This window comes from Nocardia sp. NPDC051030 (genome assembly GCF_040683015.1).
Taxonomy (GTDB): Bacteria; Actinomycetota; Actinomycetes; order Mycobacteriales; family Mycobacteriaceae; genus Nocardia.
Map to the genome: position 1 here is coordinate 391,561 of NZ_JBFBCD010000006.1, position 17,998 is coordinate 409,558.

Annotated in this window: 11 protein-coding genes; 7 read left to right on the forward strand and 4 right to left on the reverse strand. The window is 67.2% G+C overall.

Annotated features, from left to right (window positions below; genetic code table 11):
• Positions 1-79 precede the first annotated feature (79 nt).
• The 3 genes from AB0N05_RS22555 to AB0N05_RS22565 form a co-directional block, all read right to left on the reverse strand.
• Complete coding sequence (locus AB0N05_RS22555) at positions 80-4,051, reverse strand: hypothetical protein (RefSeq protein ID WP_364697477.1); 3,972 nt, start codon at positions 4,049-4,051, stop codon at positions 80-82.
• Positions 4,052-4,096: 45 nt separating this feature from the next.
• Complete coding sequence (locus AB0N05_RS22560; RefSeq protein ID WP_364697480.1) at positions 4,097-8,065, reverse strand: WD40 repeat domain-containing protein; 3,969 nt, start codon at positions 8,063-8,065, stop codon at positions 4,097-4,099.
• A gap of 122 nt (positions 8,066-8,187) precedes the next feature.
• Entirely contained in the window at positions 8,188-8,847 is a 660-nt protein-coding gene (locus AB0N05_RS22565) for an MspA family porin (protein ID WP_364697482.1), read from the reverse strand.
• Between the two features lie 469 nt (positions 8,848-9,316).
• Between AB0N05_RS22565 and AB0N05_RS22570 the strand changes: the two genes are divergently transcribed.
• On the forward strand, positions 9,317-10,621 hold the full coding sequence (locus AB0N05_RS22570) for a PspC domain-containing protein (protein WP_364697485.1): 1,305 nt from the start codon (positions 9,317-9,319) through the stop codon (positions 10,619-10,621).
• Positions 10,622-10,639: 18 nt separating this feature from the next.
• Positions 10,640-11,326, forward strand: coding sequence for a response regulator transcription factor (locus tag AB0N05_RS22575; protein WP_364697488.1), 687 nt, complete (start codon positions 10,640-10,642; stop codon positions 11,324-11,326).
• Positions 11,327-11,393: 67 nt separating this feature from the next.
• Here AB0N05_RS22575 and AB0N05_RS22580 read toward each other — a convergent pair whose 3' ends face one another.
• Complete coding sequence (locus tag AB0N05_RS22580) at positions 11,394-12,545, reverse strand: serine/threonine-protein kinase (protein ID WP_364697491.1); 1,152 nt, start codon at positions 12,543-12,545, stop codon at positions 11,394-11,396.
• Positions 12,546-12,706: 161 nt separating this feature from the next.
• On the opposite strand from AB0N05_RS22580, the gene AB0N05_RS22585 reads away from it, so the two are divergent.
• The 5 genes from AB0N05_RS22585 (at position 12,707) to AB0N05_RS22605 (ending at position 17,990) form a co-directional block, all read left to right on the forward strand.
• A complete protein-coding gene (locus AB0N05_RS22585) occupies positions 12,707-13,465 on the forward strand; it encodes a hypothetical protein (protein WP_364697493.1) in 759 nt (252 codons plus the stop codon).
• Positions 13,466-13,784: 319 nt separating this feature from the next.
• On the forward strand, positions 13,785-15,467 hold the full coding sequence (locus AB0N05_RS22590) for a DNA polymerase Y family protein (protein ID WP_364697496.1): 1,683 nt from the start codon (positions 13,785-13,787) through the stop codon (positions 15,465-15,467).
• 54 nt (positions 15,468-15,521) lie between these two features.
• Positions 15,522-16,343 (forward strand): alpha/beta hydrolase, encoded by an 822-nt coding sequence (locus tag AB0N05_RS22595; RefSeq protein WP_364697499.1) that lies wholly within the window; start codon positions 15,522-15,524, stop codon positions 16,341-16,343.
• A gap of 67 nt (positions 16,344-16,410) precedes the next feature.
• The gene (locus tag AB0N05_RS22600; RefSeq protein WP_364697502.1) at positions 16,411-16,971 is read left to right on the forward strand and encodes a YdeI/OmpD-associated family protein; all 561 of its coding nucleotides are present in this window, start codon (positions 16,411-16,413) and stop codon (positions 16,969-16,971) included.
• Entirely contained in the window at positions 16,968-17,990 is a 1,023-nt protein-coding gene (locus tag AB0N05_RS22605) for a sucrase ferredoxin (RefSeq protein ID WP_364697505.1), read from the forward strand. The genes AB0N05_RS22600 and AB0N05_RS22605 overlap by 4 nt, the downstream gene beginning before the upstream one ends.
• The last annotated feature ends 8 nt before the right edge of the window (positions 17,991-17,998 follow it).

The window sequence follows — 17,998 nt, forward strand, 5'->3', positions numbered from 1 at the left end:
GGCTCCCATCGTGGCGGTCCGGCCTGCTCACGCGCATCGGGGGGAACCCTGAAAACCCACCTGAAATGCCGGTCGGAGCTCACCCGCAGGGTGGGTTGTACTTCAACTCCGGCAGATACCGCTGCCACAACTCCTCGGTCCAGAATTTCCCGGTGACCGAGCAGATCCGGTCGATGGCATGCTGTTCGTCCAAGTCCCACAGGCGAATCGCGCCGTTGCGGCCGCCGGCGGCCACCTGCTTGTCGCCGGGGGCGAGGGTGACTGTCCAACTCGCCTCACCGGATTCATCGAGGGTGCCGCGAGTCTTCTTGGGATGCGCCCGATCGGAGAAGTTCCACAGCTGTACTGAGCCGTCGGAACTATTTGTCAGCATGGTTTGGGAATCCGCGCTGAACGCGATCCCGCGGACATCCAGCACATGCGCGGCGAACGGCTCACCCAATCGGACGGGCTTGGTGGGATCGCTGATGTCCCAGCTCTGGATATTCTCCTGCGTTGCAACGACCATGGTGCGGCGGTCGGGCGTGAACTGGATGGGGTAGCTGCTCTGCGAACTCCGTAGCAGTTCGGCCACCTGGCGTGGCCGGGATGGATCGGTGACATCCCATTGCACGACCGACGTTTCGGTTTTCTTGTCTCCCGTGCGGGTGATTTGCAGGGTCAAGGTGTTGCCGTCCTGGAGGAATTGAGGCCGGGTGAGATTCGATTCCGTCGGCAGCTGGATTCCGATGGGCGTCGGCCGGGCACGATCGGACAGATCCCACAGGTGCACCATGCCGTCGCGAGCCACGCTGGCCAGTCGCCGCCAATCGGGGCTGACCGTCAGCGCGCCGTTTGCCGACCCTGGCAGTGGCCAGTCGGTGAGCGGCCGGATGCGCGTCGGATCGGAGAGGTCCAGCAGTTGATGCCGCGCGGTCAGGAGGGAGTTGATCAGCACGGTGTTGCCATCCGGGGACAGAGTGATGGACCCGAGCGTGGGTTCGGTCCGATACTCGCCGAGCCGGGTGGGAGTCTGCGGGTTCCGCAAGTCCCACACCTCGATTCGGCCGTCGCTGGACCTGGTGACCATGCGGGTGCCGGTCGAGTCGAAGACCGGGGCGCCCGCCCAGCCCGCATGCCCGGTGAGGATGGCTGGAGGCAGTGACCACATGTGCAGGTCACCGCTGAAGCCGCCAGCGGCGAGGGTGCTCCCGTCGTTGGCGAAGGCCAGCGCGCTGGGGCCGCCGTGGCACGGGATGGTTACGCCGTCGTTGTAGTGACAGGTTCCCGGACGTACCGGCAACTGCTCGACCTGCTTGTTTGGATAGGCCGGATCGGTCACGTTCCATATCGCCGCGCCGTCGCTGCCGCCCACTGCGAGGCTGTGCCCGTCCGGGGCGAAGGTTATCGCCCAGATACTGCTGAAACCGGCATCGAAGGTGGTGACAATGCGGGCATGGATCGGGTCGGTGACATCCCACAACTGCACGGTGGCATTGTTATTGCCGGTCGCGTGCAAGGAGCCGTCACCGTAGCCGACGGCGAGGAGCGTGCTGTCGGGGCTGAAGGTGAGGCTGCGAGAGCTCACGGTCGCGGCATCGCCGAGAACGGGGACCAGCAGGGTGGGGTTGGCTGGATCATCGAGTCCCCATATTTGGATGGAGGACTTCGCGAGTTGGGCACCGTGCAGGAGGAATGCGAGCAGTCGTCCATTCGGACTGAACACGACCTGGCCGACGGTCGTTTTCTCGCCTTGAAACTCCCGGATCGGCCCCAAGGCCGGTGCGGCCGGATTATCGATGTTCCATAGCATCAGCCGGTTGTCCAGGATGACCGCCAGCGTGCGCCCGCTCGGAGCGAACGCCACCCGGGCGATCACTGAAGGACCCACGCCGGGCAAGGTGGTGATCGGGCGCGGCGCGGACAGCACCGTGACATCCCACAGCGTGATCTCTTGTGGCCCAGCCTTCACGCTGGTGGTGGCCATGACCTTGCCGTCCGGGCTGAACGCCACGTCGCCGACGCCGTCGATCTGCGGCCCCAGCGGTCGCGGATGCTGCGCCTCACTGGTATCCCACAGCCGTAGACCTTCGTCGAAGGACAGGGATGCGAGCGTCTGGCTGCCGGGAAGGTACTGAAGTGTATCTACTCCCTGCGAATGCGCGGGAACAGCGGTGGCCAGCGGTGTGGTCTGCGTTCGCAGCAGTCTGGAGCGGACCTCCGGATCATTCGGACGCATCCGCCAGGCGATCAGATTCAGTTGTGCCGCAAGCGATGTGTCCACTTGTTCCAGTTGATCGGCCTGCGCCAGGACTGCGGCGAAATTCTTGTCGTCGCGGCGCTGGTCGGCCAGGCTCATTGCGGTGTACGCGTAGAAACCCAGGACGAGCAGGATCACGCTCAGTAGTGCCAGTGCCACCTTGGTGCGGGAGGAGCGGCGACGGGTGTGGTCGCGGGATGCGGTTGACGCGGTGAGGAATTCGTGCGCGAGTGGGCCGACGGGTGGCGGGTCGACGTGGTTCAGGACGTTCTGTAGGCGGGTGCCGCGGTAGAGGAGGGATGAATCTCGTTCTTGGGCAGCCCATTCGGCGGCATCCATTTCCAAGCGCTGGCGGACGAGGTAGCCGACTCGGTCTTCGTCGATCCAGCCGCGTAGGCGGGGCCAGGCGGTGAGGACGATTTCGTGAGTGAGGGTGACTGCCTCGGCGTCGAGGGTGATGAGTCTGGTGCGGGAGAGGAGTTCCAGTGCGGTGGTGGCATCTTCGGGGTCGGAGACTTGGCGCAGCAGCTCGGAGCGTTGCACTCGGCGGCGGGCGTCGCTTGAATCCTGGCTCACCGCAACGAGTCCGAGCAGGATGTCCTTGGCGGCGGTTTGCTGGTTGGAGGACAGTTCGTTCCAGGCGTGTTCGGCGGTTTCGGCGACCGAGCCGACTACGCCGCCTACTTTGCGGTATCCAGCGATAGTGAGTTTGCGGCCTTCTCGGTGTTGCCAGGTGGCGGCCATGACGTGGGAGAGGAGGGGGAGGGCGCCCGGGTCGTAGGTGGGGCGGCCGTGATGGTCTCCGGCACCGCATAATTCGGTGATTACCAGGTCTTCTAGGCCGGGTTCGAGTTCCAGGCCGGCGGCTCGGGCGGGGCCGGAGATGGCTTGTGCCAGTTCGTCTGGCTGCATGGGGCCCAGCAGGTAGCTGCGCTGTTCGAGCGCGTGTTGCAGGACCAGGTAGTTCAGGCAGTGGGCATAGAAGTCGGCGCGCAGGGCGACCACCACGGCGATCGGATCGTCGGTGCGGGTGGCGCAGGCATCCAGTGCGGCGAGGAAATCTTCGCGCTCGCGTTCGCTGTCACAGGTGGTGAACAGCTCCTCGAACTGGTCCACGATGAGTAGTCGGCGCGGACCGGTCGGGCGCGGGGTGAGTGCGGGTGCCGCGTTCAGGGCGGTTAGCGGGTGGGCACCCGGGGTGAGGGCCGTGATCTCCCAATCTGTCAGTGCGGGAGTGAGTCCCGCGGCCAGCAAGGACGACTTGCCTGCTCCGGAGGCGCCGAGGACGACGATCATGCCGGTGGTCTCGCGCACCAGATCGGTTAGCTCGGCGGTGGGGCGGGTGCGGCCGAAGTACAGGTTCCGGTTCTCGCGGCGGTAGGGGGTGAGGCCCAGGTAGGGACAGGCGGCTTCGTTGTCCTCGTCGGGGTTCCAGGTGGTGGCGGCGAGCCAGAGGCGTTGCCATTCCCTGGGGTCCGTGAGCTGCCGAGAGAGCTGGTTCCCGGTTTTGCGGGACAGCTCGATGAGGGTGAGTACCACGGGCAGTAGGGATTCGAAGCGGGCCGGGACATTTCGCCCCGCCTTCCAATCGCTGATGCGCTGGGCGGACGCACCACCGGGACGATTGCCCTGGGCCGCACGCATGCGGGCCTCTGCTGCGGTGGCTACCCGGCGGAGGGTCGGATTGCCCGCTGCTTCATAGAGTTCAGCGAAGCGCTGGGTGAAAAGTGCTCGTGGCGACAGGGTTTGGTCGTCGTCGACGTCCGCAGCCGTCACCGATGGTTCGTCGTTCGATTGATCCCCCGCGAGCATGCGGTCAATTTATCGTCTGGGACGGGGAATTGGCGATTTGATAGGTCAGTCGCAAGGTGGGTTGTAGGGGAGTTGAGGGAGGTAGTACTGCCAGAGTTCGGGGGTCCACATTGTGCCGGTGACGGCGCAGATACGGGTGATGGCGTGCTGTTCGTCGAGATCCCAGAGCAGGAGGGAACCGCCGACAGCGGTTGCGGCCAGGTATCGGCCGGACGGGTGAAAGCGGGTGCGCATGGTATTTCCGGACCCGGACAGTGAGCCGCCGATGCGTTGGGGCTTGGCCGGGTTGGTGAAGTCCCATAGTTGAACGGTGCCGCCCACGGCGCTGGTCACCATGGTTCGGGCGTTGGCGGTGAAGTCGACGGAGAGCCCCGTGCCCGGGTGCTCCATGACTGGATCGCCCAGCCGGACCGGCCTTTCCGGATTGCTGATATCCCAGCTCTGTAGCGAGTCGGAGTTCAGGACGACGAGTGTCCGATGGTCGGGTGTAAAGGCCAGGGAATCGCCGCTGTGGGAGGGCTGACGGAACAGATCGTCGAGTTGTCTGGGGTGTAGAGGGTCGCTGATATCCCAGCGGGCGACGATGAAGTCCCCGGCCAACGAGTGCCGTGACAGCAGCAGGGTGCGGCCGGTCGCGTCGAAGTCCACCGTTTCGAAATGCGGTGAGGTCGACGTGCGGGGGGCGATCGGGGAGGGGTTTCCGTGCTCGGAAAGATCCCAGAGTTGCGGGTATCCGCCTTGCAATACGACCGCGCGCCGCCAATCGGGGCTGATGGCGACTTTCTCGAATTGTTCGTCCGCAGACAGCGGCCAGGTGATGGGCGGCCCGATGTGCGCGGGATCCGACAGGTCGAGCTGCGATACTGCGGAGGGCAAGCTGTTCGTGGCCAACAGGGTGCGGCCATCGGGTGCCAGGCTCATGGAGTAATAGCCGTGCGGCAGCTGGTAATCGCCGATTCGCTTCGGTGCGGCAGGGGTTCGGACATCCCAGACCACGATCAGTCCATCGATATCGGATGTCACCATCATGTCGCCAGCGGCATCGAACACTGCGTCGCTCACCGTCGCGGCGTGCCCGGTCAGGCGAGCCGGTGGTGGCGACCATATTTGGATATCCCCGGCGAGATCGCCGGCTGCGAGGGTGCGCCCGTCGGGCGCGAACGCGACGGCTTGGAAGGTGTAGTCGCAGGTGTCCGAGACCCCGTTGTATTGGCAGGTGCTCTCGCCTGTCGACAAATGGTTCGGTATCCGGGCGGGCTGTGCAGGATCGGTCACATTCCAGAACGAACCCGCTTGACTCCCGGAAGTCGCCAACGTCTGTCCGTCTGGGCTGAACGCCAGTCCGTACACGCCCTTGTTGTCGGAGTCCGTGATCGTTGCGACCGGTCGCGGGTGCGCGCGGTCGGTGATATTCCACAAGCGCAGAGTCGATTCGACTGTGTCCGTACCGGATTTGGGGATATCGCCGACGACGGCCAGGATCGTCCCATCGGGACTGAACGCGAGCTGCCCGACACCTGCGGTGGTGGGCTGGAATTCGCCGATCCGGACGGGCATGGCCTGGCTGCCGACATCCCAGAGCTGGACTGTTCCAGTGCGGTCGAAAAGACTGCCGGTAGCCAGAATCTGTCCGGTTGGGCTGTACGCCAACGACTCTCCGCCGACGGTGATCGGCGTTGCGGGATCTCGGGTGGACTGCAGTGGCATCGCCGGTCCGGGGATCGGTGCGGCGGGGTCACTGATGTTCCACAGCGTGAGGTGAATCGGCGAATATGCGGCGACGGTGCGGCCATCACCGACGAAAACCGCATGGACGGAGCGATTACCTCCGATCGGCGGTAGCGTGCCCACACGGCGGGGTTCGGCGGGAGTGGTCACGTCCCATAGCTGCGGATCGTGGCTATAGCTGGAAGTGATCATCAATTTGCTGTCGGGACTGAACGCGACATTCCTGACGTCTGCAATCTCCCGGCCCAGCTGTCGTGGATGCTGAGGATCCGTGGCGTCCCATAGCCGGAGGAAGTAATCATCGCCGCCCGCAGTGACCGTAGCCAGCACATCGCCACTCGGCCGGTACTGGATCTCCGTGATTTTCTCTTTATTCGCGGGTGTCAGGGTCATCAGCGGCAGATTCTGGGTTTGCAGCAGCCGGGTTCGGACTTCGGTGTCATCTGGGTGCAGGCGGTGGGCGATCAAGTACAACTGCGCTGCGACAGACGGGTCCTTGCTCACGAGGCGGTCGGCTGCTGCCATGACGGCCGCGAAGTTCTTGTCGTCCCGTTGTTGGCTGGCCAGGCGGTTTTGGGTGTAGACGGCGAAACCGAGGACCAGCAGGACTACGCCCAGTAGGGCGAGCGCCGATTTGAATCGGGTGGAGCGGCGGCGGGTTTGGGTGCGGGCTTTGGTGGAGGCGGTGAGGAAGGCTCGGGCCAGCTCGCCTACCGGTGGGGGTTCGGCGTTGTCCTCGGCGTTCTGTAGCCGGGTGCCGCGATAGAGGAGGGATGGATCTCGTTCCTGGGCAGCCCATTCGGCGGCATCGGATTCCAGGCGTTGACGGACGAGGTAGCCGACTCGGTCTTCGTCGATCCAGTTGCGTAGGCGGGGCCAGGCGGTGAGGACGATTTCGTGGGTGAGGGTTACGGATTCGGAGTCGAGGGTGATGAGGCGGGTTCTGGAGAGGAGTTCCAGTGCGGCGGTGGCGTCTTCGGGGTTGGTGGCTCGGTGTAGGAGGTCTGGGCGTTGGGCTGGGCGGCGGGTGTCTTGGGAATCCTGGCTTACCGCAACGAGTCCCAGCAGGATGGCTTTGGCGGCGTGACGTTGTGGGTCGGTGAGTTCGTTCCAGGCGTATTCCGCGGTTTCGGTGACGGAGCCGACCACGCCGCCGGATTTGCGGTAGCCCGTGACGGTGAGTTTGCGGCCTTCGCGGTGTTGCCAGGTGGCGGCCATGACGTGGGAGAGGAGGGGGAGGGCGCCGGGGTCGTAGCTGCGGCGACCGTGATGGTCTCCGGCGCCGCATAATTCGGTGATTACCAGCTCTTCGAGGCCGGGCTCGAGTTCTAGACCGGCGGCGCGTGCTGGGCCGGAGATGGCTTGGGCGAGTTCGTCCATGCGCATCGGGCCGAGTAGGAAGCTGTGTTGTTCCAGGGCCGTTTGGAGGATCAGGTAGTTGAGGCAGTGGGCGTAGAAGTCGGCTCGTAGGGCGATTACTACGGAGATGGGATCATCTGTGCGAGTGGCGTAATCGTCCAGGGCGGTGAGGAAAGCTTCGCGTTCGTTTTCGTCGCGGCAGGTGGTGAACAGTTCTTCGAACTGGTCGATGATCAGTAGGCGGCGTGGGCCGTCGGCGCGTGGGGCGAGTGCGTCCGCATCAGGTGCGGAACTCTCTGGGGCGGCGGGTGTGGTTGCCGCGAGTAGTGCGTCGAGTGGGTGGGTGCCGGGAGTGAGGGCGGTGACTTCCCAGTCGGCCAGGGCGGGGGTGAGACCCGCTGCGAGCAAAGAGGATTTGCCTGCTCCGGATGCGCCTATGACGGCGACTACGCCGGTGGCGGCGCGGACCAGGGCGGTGAGTTCGGTGGTGGCTCGGGTGCGGCCGAAGAAGAGGTCGCGGTTTTCGTGGCGGTAGGGGGTGAGGCCCAGGTAGGGGCATGCGGCTTCGTCGTCCGCTTCCGGGTTCCAGGTGGTGGCCGAGCGCCAGAGGCGTTGCCATTCCTTGGGATCGGAGAGGAGGCGGGGGAGCTGGGTGCCGGATTTGCGGGTCAGGTCGATGAGGGTGAGGACCACCGGGAGAAGGGATTCGAAGCGGGCGGGGACATTTCGGCCCGCTTTCCAGTCGCTGATGCGCTGGGCGGATGCGCCGCCGGGGCGGGTGCCTTGGGCGGCGCGCATGCGGGCTTCGGCGGCATTGGCTACACGTCGGAGGGTCGGATTGCCTGCTGCTTCATAGAGTTCGGTGAAGCGCTGGGCGAAAAGGGCTCTCGGCGAACGGGTCTGCGTATCGGCGGTTTCCCCGGTCATCGCGGTCCACCCGGTTTTCGAACGTCCCCCACGAGCATGACGCCAATTTAGCGGTCGGAAGCGGAGATTGGCGAAGCGGCGGCGCGGTTCGAGGCCGCGCCGGCGCTCCTCGTCGTGGTGTGTCACAGCGTGTACGGGTCGCCCATGACGTACTCCGCGACATTTGCTTCGGGTGAGGAGGCTTCGATGACGGTGTAGGCCTGCACCGTCAGCGGACCGGCGCAGTTCTCCACGTACAGGTGGTAGTCGCGGTCGATGAGGTAGCCGGTATTGCCCGCCGGCAGTTCCTTGTCGCTGAGCTCGGTCGGGAGTTTGACATCCACGATCTTGCCGGGCGCGAGCGACAGGTTCACCCCGATATGGCCGCCGATCTCGGGCGAGATCGAGGCGCTCGCGCTCGGCGTCACTCCGGTCATGCCTGCGCTCACGCCTGCGGACAGGTCCACATCGATGCCCGCTGTCGCGGTGATGGTGAACTTGACGTCCAGATCGACCGCGCAAGCGACGAAGAAGCCGGAATGCAGTTTGCCGTTGCCGCCGACGACGCGTCCGTAGGACGTGTTGTCCAGGTAAGCCTGCCGCGTGGTCGGCATGAAGTTCATCGACGATACCGGGCGGACCGCATTGTCGAGATGTCCGACGGTGACGGTCATTCCATTGGGTGCGGTGACGGTCTTCTCATGTGGAGCCAATGCGTCGGCGTGTGCCAGGGTCCCCGTCCCCGCGCCGAAGAGCAGGCCCGTCGCGGTGAGGGCGGCGGCGAAAGCGGTCTTGATGGTCATGATGTCTCCCCGAAACTGGTGCGAACCGCTGCGGTAGTGGTCGCGGTGGGGCTTGCGGCCCCTGGAACCGGTCCCCCCGTGGGCCGGTTCCGATCGGACTCGATCCCTTGCGGGAGTCGGTGTCCTGGTGTGGGACTCGCTGGTCCCGAGAAAGAAGTTATGGATCGGATGGGGGTCCGGCCGAGTCGATTGCGGGGTCGATCACCGGAAAACAGCAGGTGGGAGGGGTTTGCTCCGGTTATCCGGTCCGGTCGGGCGGTGACCAGTCCCGGAATGGCGGTGCATCCGGTCCGGCGGGCGGCGCGTGGCGTGGCGGCCGGGTCCGGCGCGGATTCGCGTCCGATCCGGTTCGGGTGAGCCGCAGGTCAGCACCTTTTTCTTGTCCGGACCGGACAGTCGGTGTTCTCAGGGCCGGAATGGGGGTGTTTCCCGATGTCGCCTGTCGGCGGGGCATGTCAGTATCGAAGGCATGTACCCGTCCGCGCCCTTGATCGACCCTGCCCGGGGTATCGCCCCCGTCGCGCAGCCGCCGAAGCTGGTGCGGCGCTCCGGCGGCCGGATCGTCGGCGGGGTGGCGGGCGGCATCGCCGACCATCTCGGGGTCGATGTGTTCAAGGTGCGGGTGGCGTTCGTGCTGCTGTCCGCGCTGGCGGGGGCCGGGGCGGTGGCCTACGGCATTCTGTGGATCTTCACGCCGGGCGGGGCGGACGCGTCACCGCCGACCGGGGCGGAGCGGCGGCAGGGCATCGGGCTGGCCCTGCTCGGGATGGCGTTATCGGTCGCCATGGCCTGGGTTTTCAATGGGACGGCCGCGCATGTGGTGGGGCCGATCATTGTGGTCGCCATCGGCGCGGCGCTGGTGTGGCGCGAATTCGACGCGGACGGGCCGAGATCCGTCATCGGGTTGCCCGCCAAGGCGTCGGTGGTCACCTGGGCGCGGATCGTCGGCGGCGCGACGCTGATCGTGGTCGGGCTGGGCGTGGTGGTGCTGGCGCGCATCGACTTGGGTTCGCTCGGTTCGGCTTTGCTGGCGGTGGCGGTGACACTGGTCGGGGCGGGACTGCTCACCGTGCCGCTGTGGCTGCGCATGGTGCGGGCATTGAACGCCGAGCGCGCGGCCCGCATTCGCAATGAGGAGCGCGAGGAGATCGCCTCGCACCTGCACGATTCCGTGCTGCAAACCCTGGCCTTGATTCAGCGGCAGGCCGAGGATCCGCAGGAAGTGGTGCGGCTGGCCCGCAGTCAGGAACGCGAGCTACGTAAGTGGCTGTTCGACGACACCGGACCGGCACAGTCGAGTCTGGCGGTGGCGCTGCGCACCATCGCGGGCGAGGTGGAGGATCAGCACGGGGTGAAGGTGACTCCGGTGACCGTCGGCGATGTGGCCATGGATATCGACGACAGCGGAATCGGGCTGGCGAAGGAGCAATTCACGGCGGTGCTGGGCGCGACCCGCGAGGCACTGGTGAATGCCGCCAAACACGCCGAGGTGCCGTCCATCGACCTGTTCGCGGAGGCCGAGCCGCATCAGGTCAGTGTCTTCGTGCGCGATCGCGGCAAGGGCTTCGACCCGGACGCGGTCTCCTCCGATCGGCAGGGGCTGTCCAAATCCATTCACGCCCGGATCGAACGGCGCGGCGGGCGTGTCGAGATCAAGTCCACGCCCGGGCGCGGCACCGAGGTGCGAATCTTCATGCCCCGCACCGACGGCGGCGACGAACGGCTGGTCGTACAGCCCACCGGACCGGAACAGGCGGAGACGGTCGAGCACTGAGCGCGCAATCTGCGGGGAATGTGGTACCGATGTGGGGTGACGGCGTCAGGTGAGGAGCCTTTGGTGAGTGTCCGGGTGTTTCTGGTCGACGATCATGCCGTGTTCCGGTCCGGGGTACGGGCGGAGCTGAGCCGGGAATCCGATATGGAGGTGGTCGGCGAGGCCGGTGGGGTGGCCGAGGCCATCGCCGGAATCAAGGCCACCACACCGGATGTGGTGCTGCTCGATGTGCACATGCCGGACGGGGGTGGGGTCGCGGTATTGCAGGGCATCGAATCCGGGCCGGTGTGCCTGGCGCTCAGCGTGTCCGATGCGGCCGAGGATGTGATCGCGGTGATTCGCGCCGGTGCGCGTGGGTACGTCACCAAGACCATCTCGGGTCCCGAACTGGCCGACGGCATCCGCCGGGTGTCGGGCGGTGACGCCGTATTCAGCCCGCGGCTGGCCGGTTTCGTGCTGGACTCCTTCACCGGACGCTCGCCGGTGCCCGAGCCGCCGCTGGATCCGGAATTGGACTCGCTCACCCCGCGTGAGCTGGAAGTCCTGCGGCTGCTGGCGCGCGGCTACACCTACCGTGAGATCGCCGAGAGCCTGTTCATCTCGGTGAAAACCGTTGAGACGCATGCCTCCAACGTGCTCCGCAAAACCCAGCAGTCCAATCGCAACGCCTTGACCCGCTGGGCGCACCGCCGCCGCATCGACTGAGAGCGTGTCGTGCGAAAACTCGGGCCCGATGCTTGTCGCATCGGGCCCGAGTTGTGAGAAGAGCTCTTTACAGCGCTACCAGGATCACGATGATGATCAGCAGGCCGATGAGCAGGCCGATCGCGACCGCGAGCGGTCCGGCATTCGGGCCGAGCTTGCTGAAGTCGAAGCCCTTCGGCTTGCGTTGCGGGGCAACGGGTGCCGGGGCGGCCTGGCGCTGCGGGCGGGGCAGCGGGCTGGAGTTGGGGCTGCGCAGGCCCGCGGCGGAATTGCGGGCGGCCCAGGCGGGGATGGTGCCGTCCTCGGTGCGCACGGGCGCGGCGAGGATATAGGGCGCGGTGCCGGGACCGAAGGCGGCGGTGAGGATTTCATTGCGCGCCTCGGTCATGGTGGGGCGGCGTTGCGGGGCCGGTTCCATCATGTGCAGCAGCGCCTCGGTGAGCGGGCCGCTGCGCTGCGGCGGAATGATCTGCGCCATGGCGGCGCGCTCCACGATGACGCCGCTGTCCTCGTCGAAGCCGTACGGCGGCTGACCCTCGATGGCGGTGTACAGCGTTGCGCCGAGCGAGAATACGTCGCTGGCGGTGGTCGGGCGGGCGCCGCGCGCCACTTCCGGCGGCAGGTAGGCGGGGGTTCCGGTGATCACGTCACCGACCTCGTCGGTATCGCCCGCGCTGCTGGAGATGCCGAAGTCGCTGAGCTTGACCATGCCGACCTCGTCACCGCGATCGGCGACCAGGATATTGCCGGGCTTGATGTCCCGGTGCGTGATTCCGGCGGCATGCGCGGCGGCCAGTGCGTCGGCGACCTGGGCGCCGATCTGCGCCACCTCGATCGGTGACAGCTGATCCACCAGGGCGAGCGCCTTGGCGACGCTGCGCGAGGGCAGGTACTCCATGACCAGCCAGGGTTCACCGGCCTCGAGGACCACGTCGTAGACGGCGATGGCGTGTTCGTGCGAGAGCTTCGCGGCGACCCGGCCCTCATGCATGATCCGGCTGCGGACCTCGCGCGCCTCGTCCTCGCTGAGTCCGGCCGTGGTCAGCACCTGTTTGATGGCGACATCCCGCTTGAGCAAGCGGTCATGGGCCAGCCAGACCGCGCCCATGCCGCCGCCGCCGAGCTTCGACTTGAGACGGTAGCGGCCGGCAACCAGGGAATCGGGGCCGACGATGGGATTGGCGCGTTCGGTCACGGGTGCAGGGTAGCGGAAAACCATCCTGACTGGCCTGGTTCGAAACTCGTCGTTTGCGCCACTGCCCCTTGACGCGCGGCGGGACTCGAGTTCTACTGTGCATTAGTCGAACATATATTCGATTATGTTAGGTAGCTGGAGCGGTGCTGGTTGTACTCCATCCATGGCGAGAGGTGGGTCGATAGATGGGTTCGGCTGGGGAAGCGAAACAGCGGCAACTGGCGGAACTGCGCCGGCGCATGGCCGCCATTCCGGCGCGCGGCGCGGACGCCGCCGCCCGGATATCCGTGGCCGAGGTGGACGCGGATTCGGGAGTCTTGCGTGGCGAACCCTTGCCGGTGCCGCCCGCCCTCGAAAATCTGCTACCCGAAGGCGCTTTGGTGAAGGGCTCGGTGGTCGCCTACACCGGAGCCCACTCCCTGCTGTCCGGTTTGCTGGCCTCGGTGACCGCTTCCGGCGGCCACGCCGCGGTCGTCGGCCTACCCCGGCTCGGCTTGCTGGCCGCTGCCGAAATGGGTGCCCGGCTGGATCGCCTGGCCGTCGTCACCGACCCCGGTGCCGACCCGCTGGAGATCGCCTCGGTGTTGCTGGAGGGCCTGGACCTGGTTGTCCTGGGCCTGAACGGCGCGTCCGTCCCCCTCTCCCGCACCCGAGTCCTCACCGCCCGCGCCCGCAGCAAGCACTCCACCCTGGTGGTCACCGGCGGTTCCTGGTCCGGCCCCGCCCTCCGCATCGACACCCGGGTCACCGGCTACAGCGGCCTCGGCCGCGGCTCCGGCCGCCTCCGCACCGTCTGCCTCGACGTCTCCGTCCACGGCCGCTCCGCCCAACCCCGCTCCGGCCGCCTCGACCTCTGCCCCCGCAATGGCCGAGTCGAATGGGTCGAACCCGCCCTCACCCCAGCCCCGCCCCTCCCCACCCGCCATGCCGCCTCCGCATCCTGACGCAATCCCGCTCCACGACACCGCTGTTCGGCAATACGCAGGACGGCCCGCATCGGTAACCGGTATGCCCGGTAGCTGCCCGGGCAGTCGCGATGCAGCGCCTGCTGTTCGGCGACACGATGTGGGACGGCTAACCTGCCTGACCAGCATTTTCGGGACGAGCCGCAGGGCTGTTCATCGGTCATCGGTGTCTCGGCGTCCTGGGCGGTTGGTTGGAAGGGTGGGTGGGCGTTGTGCCGCGGTGTAGCGGCCTCGACGCGTTGTGGGACAGATTCTTTCGGTTCGAGTGGTGCGAGCGCGCCGTGGTGATGGAGTGGGTGTGACGGCGCGGCGGTCTCGGGTGCTGGCGGTGTGGTGCCCGGATTGGCCTGCGGTGGCTGCGGCCGCGGAGGCGGGGGCTCCCGTGACGCGGGCGGTGGCGGTGTTTTCGGGGAATCGGGTGGTGGCTTGTTCGGCGGTGGCTCGGGGGGAGGGGGTGCGCCGCGGGCTGCGGCGGCGGGAGGCGCAGGGGTGCTGCCCGGATCTGCTGGTGGCGCAGGATGATCCGGATCGGGATGCGCGATTCTTCGAACCCGTGGTGGCGACCGTGGATGCGACCGTGCCGGGGGTGGAGGTGTTGCGGCCGGGGCTGCTGGTGCTGGCCGCGCGGGGGGCGGCGCGGTTCTTCGGGTCGGAAGAGGCGGCGGCGGAGCGACTGGTGGATGCGGTGGCGGCGGCCGGGGCGGAATGCCAGATCGGGATCGCGGATGAACTGTCGACGGCGGTGCTCGCGGCACGGCGAGCCGTCATCGTGCAGCCGGACGAGGGGGCGGAATTCCTTGCACCGCTGCCAGTTTCGGAGCTGTCGGTCGAACCAGCCCTGGCTCCGCCGGAGCGCAAGGATCTGGTGGATCTGCTGCACCGCTTGGGATTGCGCCGGATCGGTGATTTCGCGGCGCTCACACCGGTCGAGGTGGCCTCCCGTTTCGGCGCGGATGCCATTGCCGCGCACCGCTGTGCGCGCGCCGTGCCGGAACGTCCGCCGTCGGTCAGCACGCCCGCCGCCGACCTGGTGGTGGACTACCGCTGCGACCCGCCGATCGACCGCGTCGATGCCGCCGCTTTCGCGGGCCGCATGCTCGCCACCCAACTCCACGAGGTTCTCGCCGCCGCCTCGGTGGCCTGCACCCGCCTGTCCATCCACGCGGAAACCGAAGCGGGAGAACATCTCTCCCGAACCTGGCGCTGCGCCGAACCCCTCACCCCCGACAGCACCGCCGACCGCATCCGCTGGCAACTCGACGGCTGGCTCACCCGCCGCTCCCTGAGTGGTCGGCGGCCGACACCGCCCAGGCATACGAACTCCGGCACCGCTCGGCACGGCACCGAAGCAGGCTCGGATGTGGTTGGCGCAGAGCTTGATTCGAGTGAGTGGAGTGGGGGGTTGAACGCGCCGATCACTGTGCTGCGGCTGGAGCCGGTCGAAGTGGTGTCGGCGGGGGCCTTGCAGTTGGGGTTGTGGGGTGGGGTGGGGGAAGAAGAGGAGCGGGCTCGGCGGGCGCTGATCAGGGTGCAGGGGCTGCTGGGTGGGGATGCGGTGCGGATCGGGGTGTTGAGCGGTGGGCGGGGACCGGCCGAACGGGTCACCATGGTGACGCTGGGGGATGAGCCGGTGCCCGCGGCCGATCCGGCGCAGCCTTGGCCGGGGCGGCTGCCGGAGCCCGCGCCCACCGTGGTGTTGGTGAACCGGCCCGAGGTGACCCTCGAGGATGCCGGTGGGAACGCGGTGTGGGTGAGCGATCGGGGGCTGTTCACCGCCGATCCGGCTCGGCTGCACTGGGGGAGTCGCAGTTGGGAGCTGGTCGGGTGGGCGGGGCCGTGGCCGCTGGACGACCGTTGGTGGACGCATCAGTTCCGGCACGGGTTCGCCGCCCGCGCCCAGGTGCTGCTCGATCACGACAATCGCGCCCTGCTGCTGCTCGGCTACAACCGCGTCTGGCATGTGGAGGGTCTCTATGAATAGGACTGGCTCGGTGCGCTGAGCTGGTGGTTCGACAAGATCGCTGGTCATGGGGCTATGGCGGTGCGCACAACCTGCGGCGGCGGGGCGGCGGGGTCCGTACGCTGGTTGATCGTGGAGTTGACGGTCACCAGGGTCGCGTTCGAGGACGTGCTGATCGCCTACCGGGATTCGGGGGCGGCGGCCGGTCATCTCGACAGTGAGGTTCCCGTGGTGCTGGTGCACGGCATGGGCGGGGACGGTCACACTTGGGATCGGTTCGCGGCGCAGCTGATGCGGCAGGGGCGGCGGGTGATCATCCCCGATCTGCGCGGGCATGGCCGCAGCGCGCATACCGACTCCTACCGGTTCCCCGAATTCGGCGCGGATATTCTGCGGCTGTGTGAGCGGCTCGGGGTGGAGCAGGTCGATCTGGTCGGGCATTCGCTCGGCGGGTATGCGGTGTCCTGGGCCGCCATGGAACGCCCGGAGCTGGTGCGTCGGTTGGTGATCGAGGAGCAGCCGCTACCGCTGCGGTCCGGTGATGAACAGGTGACGTTCACTCGTCGCCTGCCGTCGGTTCCGGAGTTGTGGCATGCCGGTACCAGCGTGCTGCGGCATCCGCGCGCCGTCCTGGCCTTCGACCGGTCCATGACCGGTGCGGCTCTCGAACAATTCCGTAAGCCCTACCCCGAATGGTGGGAAGGCCTGTCCGATATCACCGCCCCCACCCTCTTCCTGCGCGGCGGCCCAGGCGGCATGGTCGACCCGGCCAAACTGGATCACATGCGCACCGCCCTACAAGACTGCACGGTCCGGGTCTTCACCTGCGGCCACAGCATTCACCGCGACCGCTACCGCGAATTCGAATCCACCGTCCTTCCCTTCCTGGGCCACTGACGGAACTACTCACGCGTTCGCCCTGGTGGAGTGTGAGGGTGTCGGGGGCGGAATCTACAGTTAGGCGGTGTCCGCACTCGATCGTCCCACGCTGGTCTTCGCTGATGAGCAGTCGTTTCGGCAGTGGTTGGCGGCCAACCATGCGGCCGTGGACGGCATCTGGATGAAGTTCGCCAAGAAGGGGTCGGGGTTCACCACGCTCGACTATGACGGCGCGCTGCGGCAGGCGCTGTGTTTCGGGTGGATCGATGGGCAGTCGCGGCGCATGGACGACGAGTTCTTCCTGATGGGGTTCACGCCGCGGCGCCGGCGCAGTCAGTGGTCCGAGCGCAATGTGGGGATCGCGGAGGAGCTGATCGCGCAGGGGCTCATGCATCCCGCCGGGCAGTCCGAGATCGATCGCGCCAAGGAGGACGGGCGCTGGGAGAACGCCATCGGGCGGGATCTGCCGGAGGATTTCCAGGAGGCCCTGGCCCGGCATCCGGAGGCGGCGGCCTTCTTCGAAACCCTGCCCATGCAATCCCGGATCGCGGTCGGCTATCACCTCGGCAGTGCGGCCCGCCCCGAGACTCGGGCGCGCCGCCTGGATCAGATGATCCGCAAACTCATCGACGGACAGCCGCTATGACCGGCTTCGGCGGCCAATTGTGCTCGGTTGCCGCACAGGAGATTCCACTACCCGGTAGCGCCACCCACATCACCGGTTGGCTGTGTATCGAGCAGCCCGGCGCGTGGGGGCGCGATGTGATCGGCGACGAGGTACTCGGCCCCGAGATCACCGCCGAGCTGGCGGCCCGCACCAAGGCCGCCCACGTCCGGCCCACTTTGATCCGCCGCCCCGGCCGCAATGAATTCTCCGGTGTCCGAACGGTTCTCATCGCCCGCACCCATCCCGGGGGTTCGTGGTGCGAGCGCTTCGAGATCACCGACCTGAAGGAGCTCCTGGACCTGGACCTGCACCTGTTGAACGGTCCCGCCCCCGGAATCGGTGTGCCCGTGGATGATCCGGTGATCCTGGTCTGCGCCCACGGCAAACGCGACCAATGCTGCGCCCTCCTGGGCCGCCCCATCGCCGCCCGCCTGGCCACCGAGTACCCCGAGGTCTGGGAGTGCTCCCACACCGGCGGTCACCGCTTCGCCCCCGCCGTGGTCATCCTCCCCACCGGCCTGACTTATGGCCGCCTGACCGAGGATTCGGCCCTGGAACTGCTCGCCGCCACCCGCCGCGGCGACATCTACCTCCCCGGCCTGCGCGGTCGCAGCTGCCACACACCCGTCGAGCAGGTGGCGGAAATAGCGGTCCGCCAGCAGATCGCCGACGAGACCTACACCCACCACGCCCCCGACGAGCCCCCGATCGACGGTCCGCGCACCCTTCCCACCGGTGAGCTCTCACTACCCATGGCCGAAGCTGCCGACGAAGCCGCGGCCATCGACGACTTGACGGTCGAACCCGCCCCCGCCGACACCCACACCTCCGGCGACCCAGCCACTTTCGCGGGCGCGGCCGTCGTAACCCACCGCGACGGCCGCCGCTGGCTGGTCACCACCCGCACCGTCCCCTACGCCCCTCGCCAAGCCAGCTGCGGCGCATCCCCCAAACCCGCTACCGCCGTGGTCGCCGACCAAGTCCACCCTCTGCCCTGACCGCATCG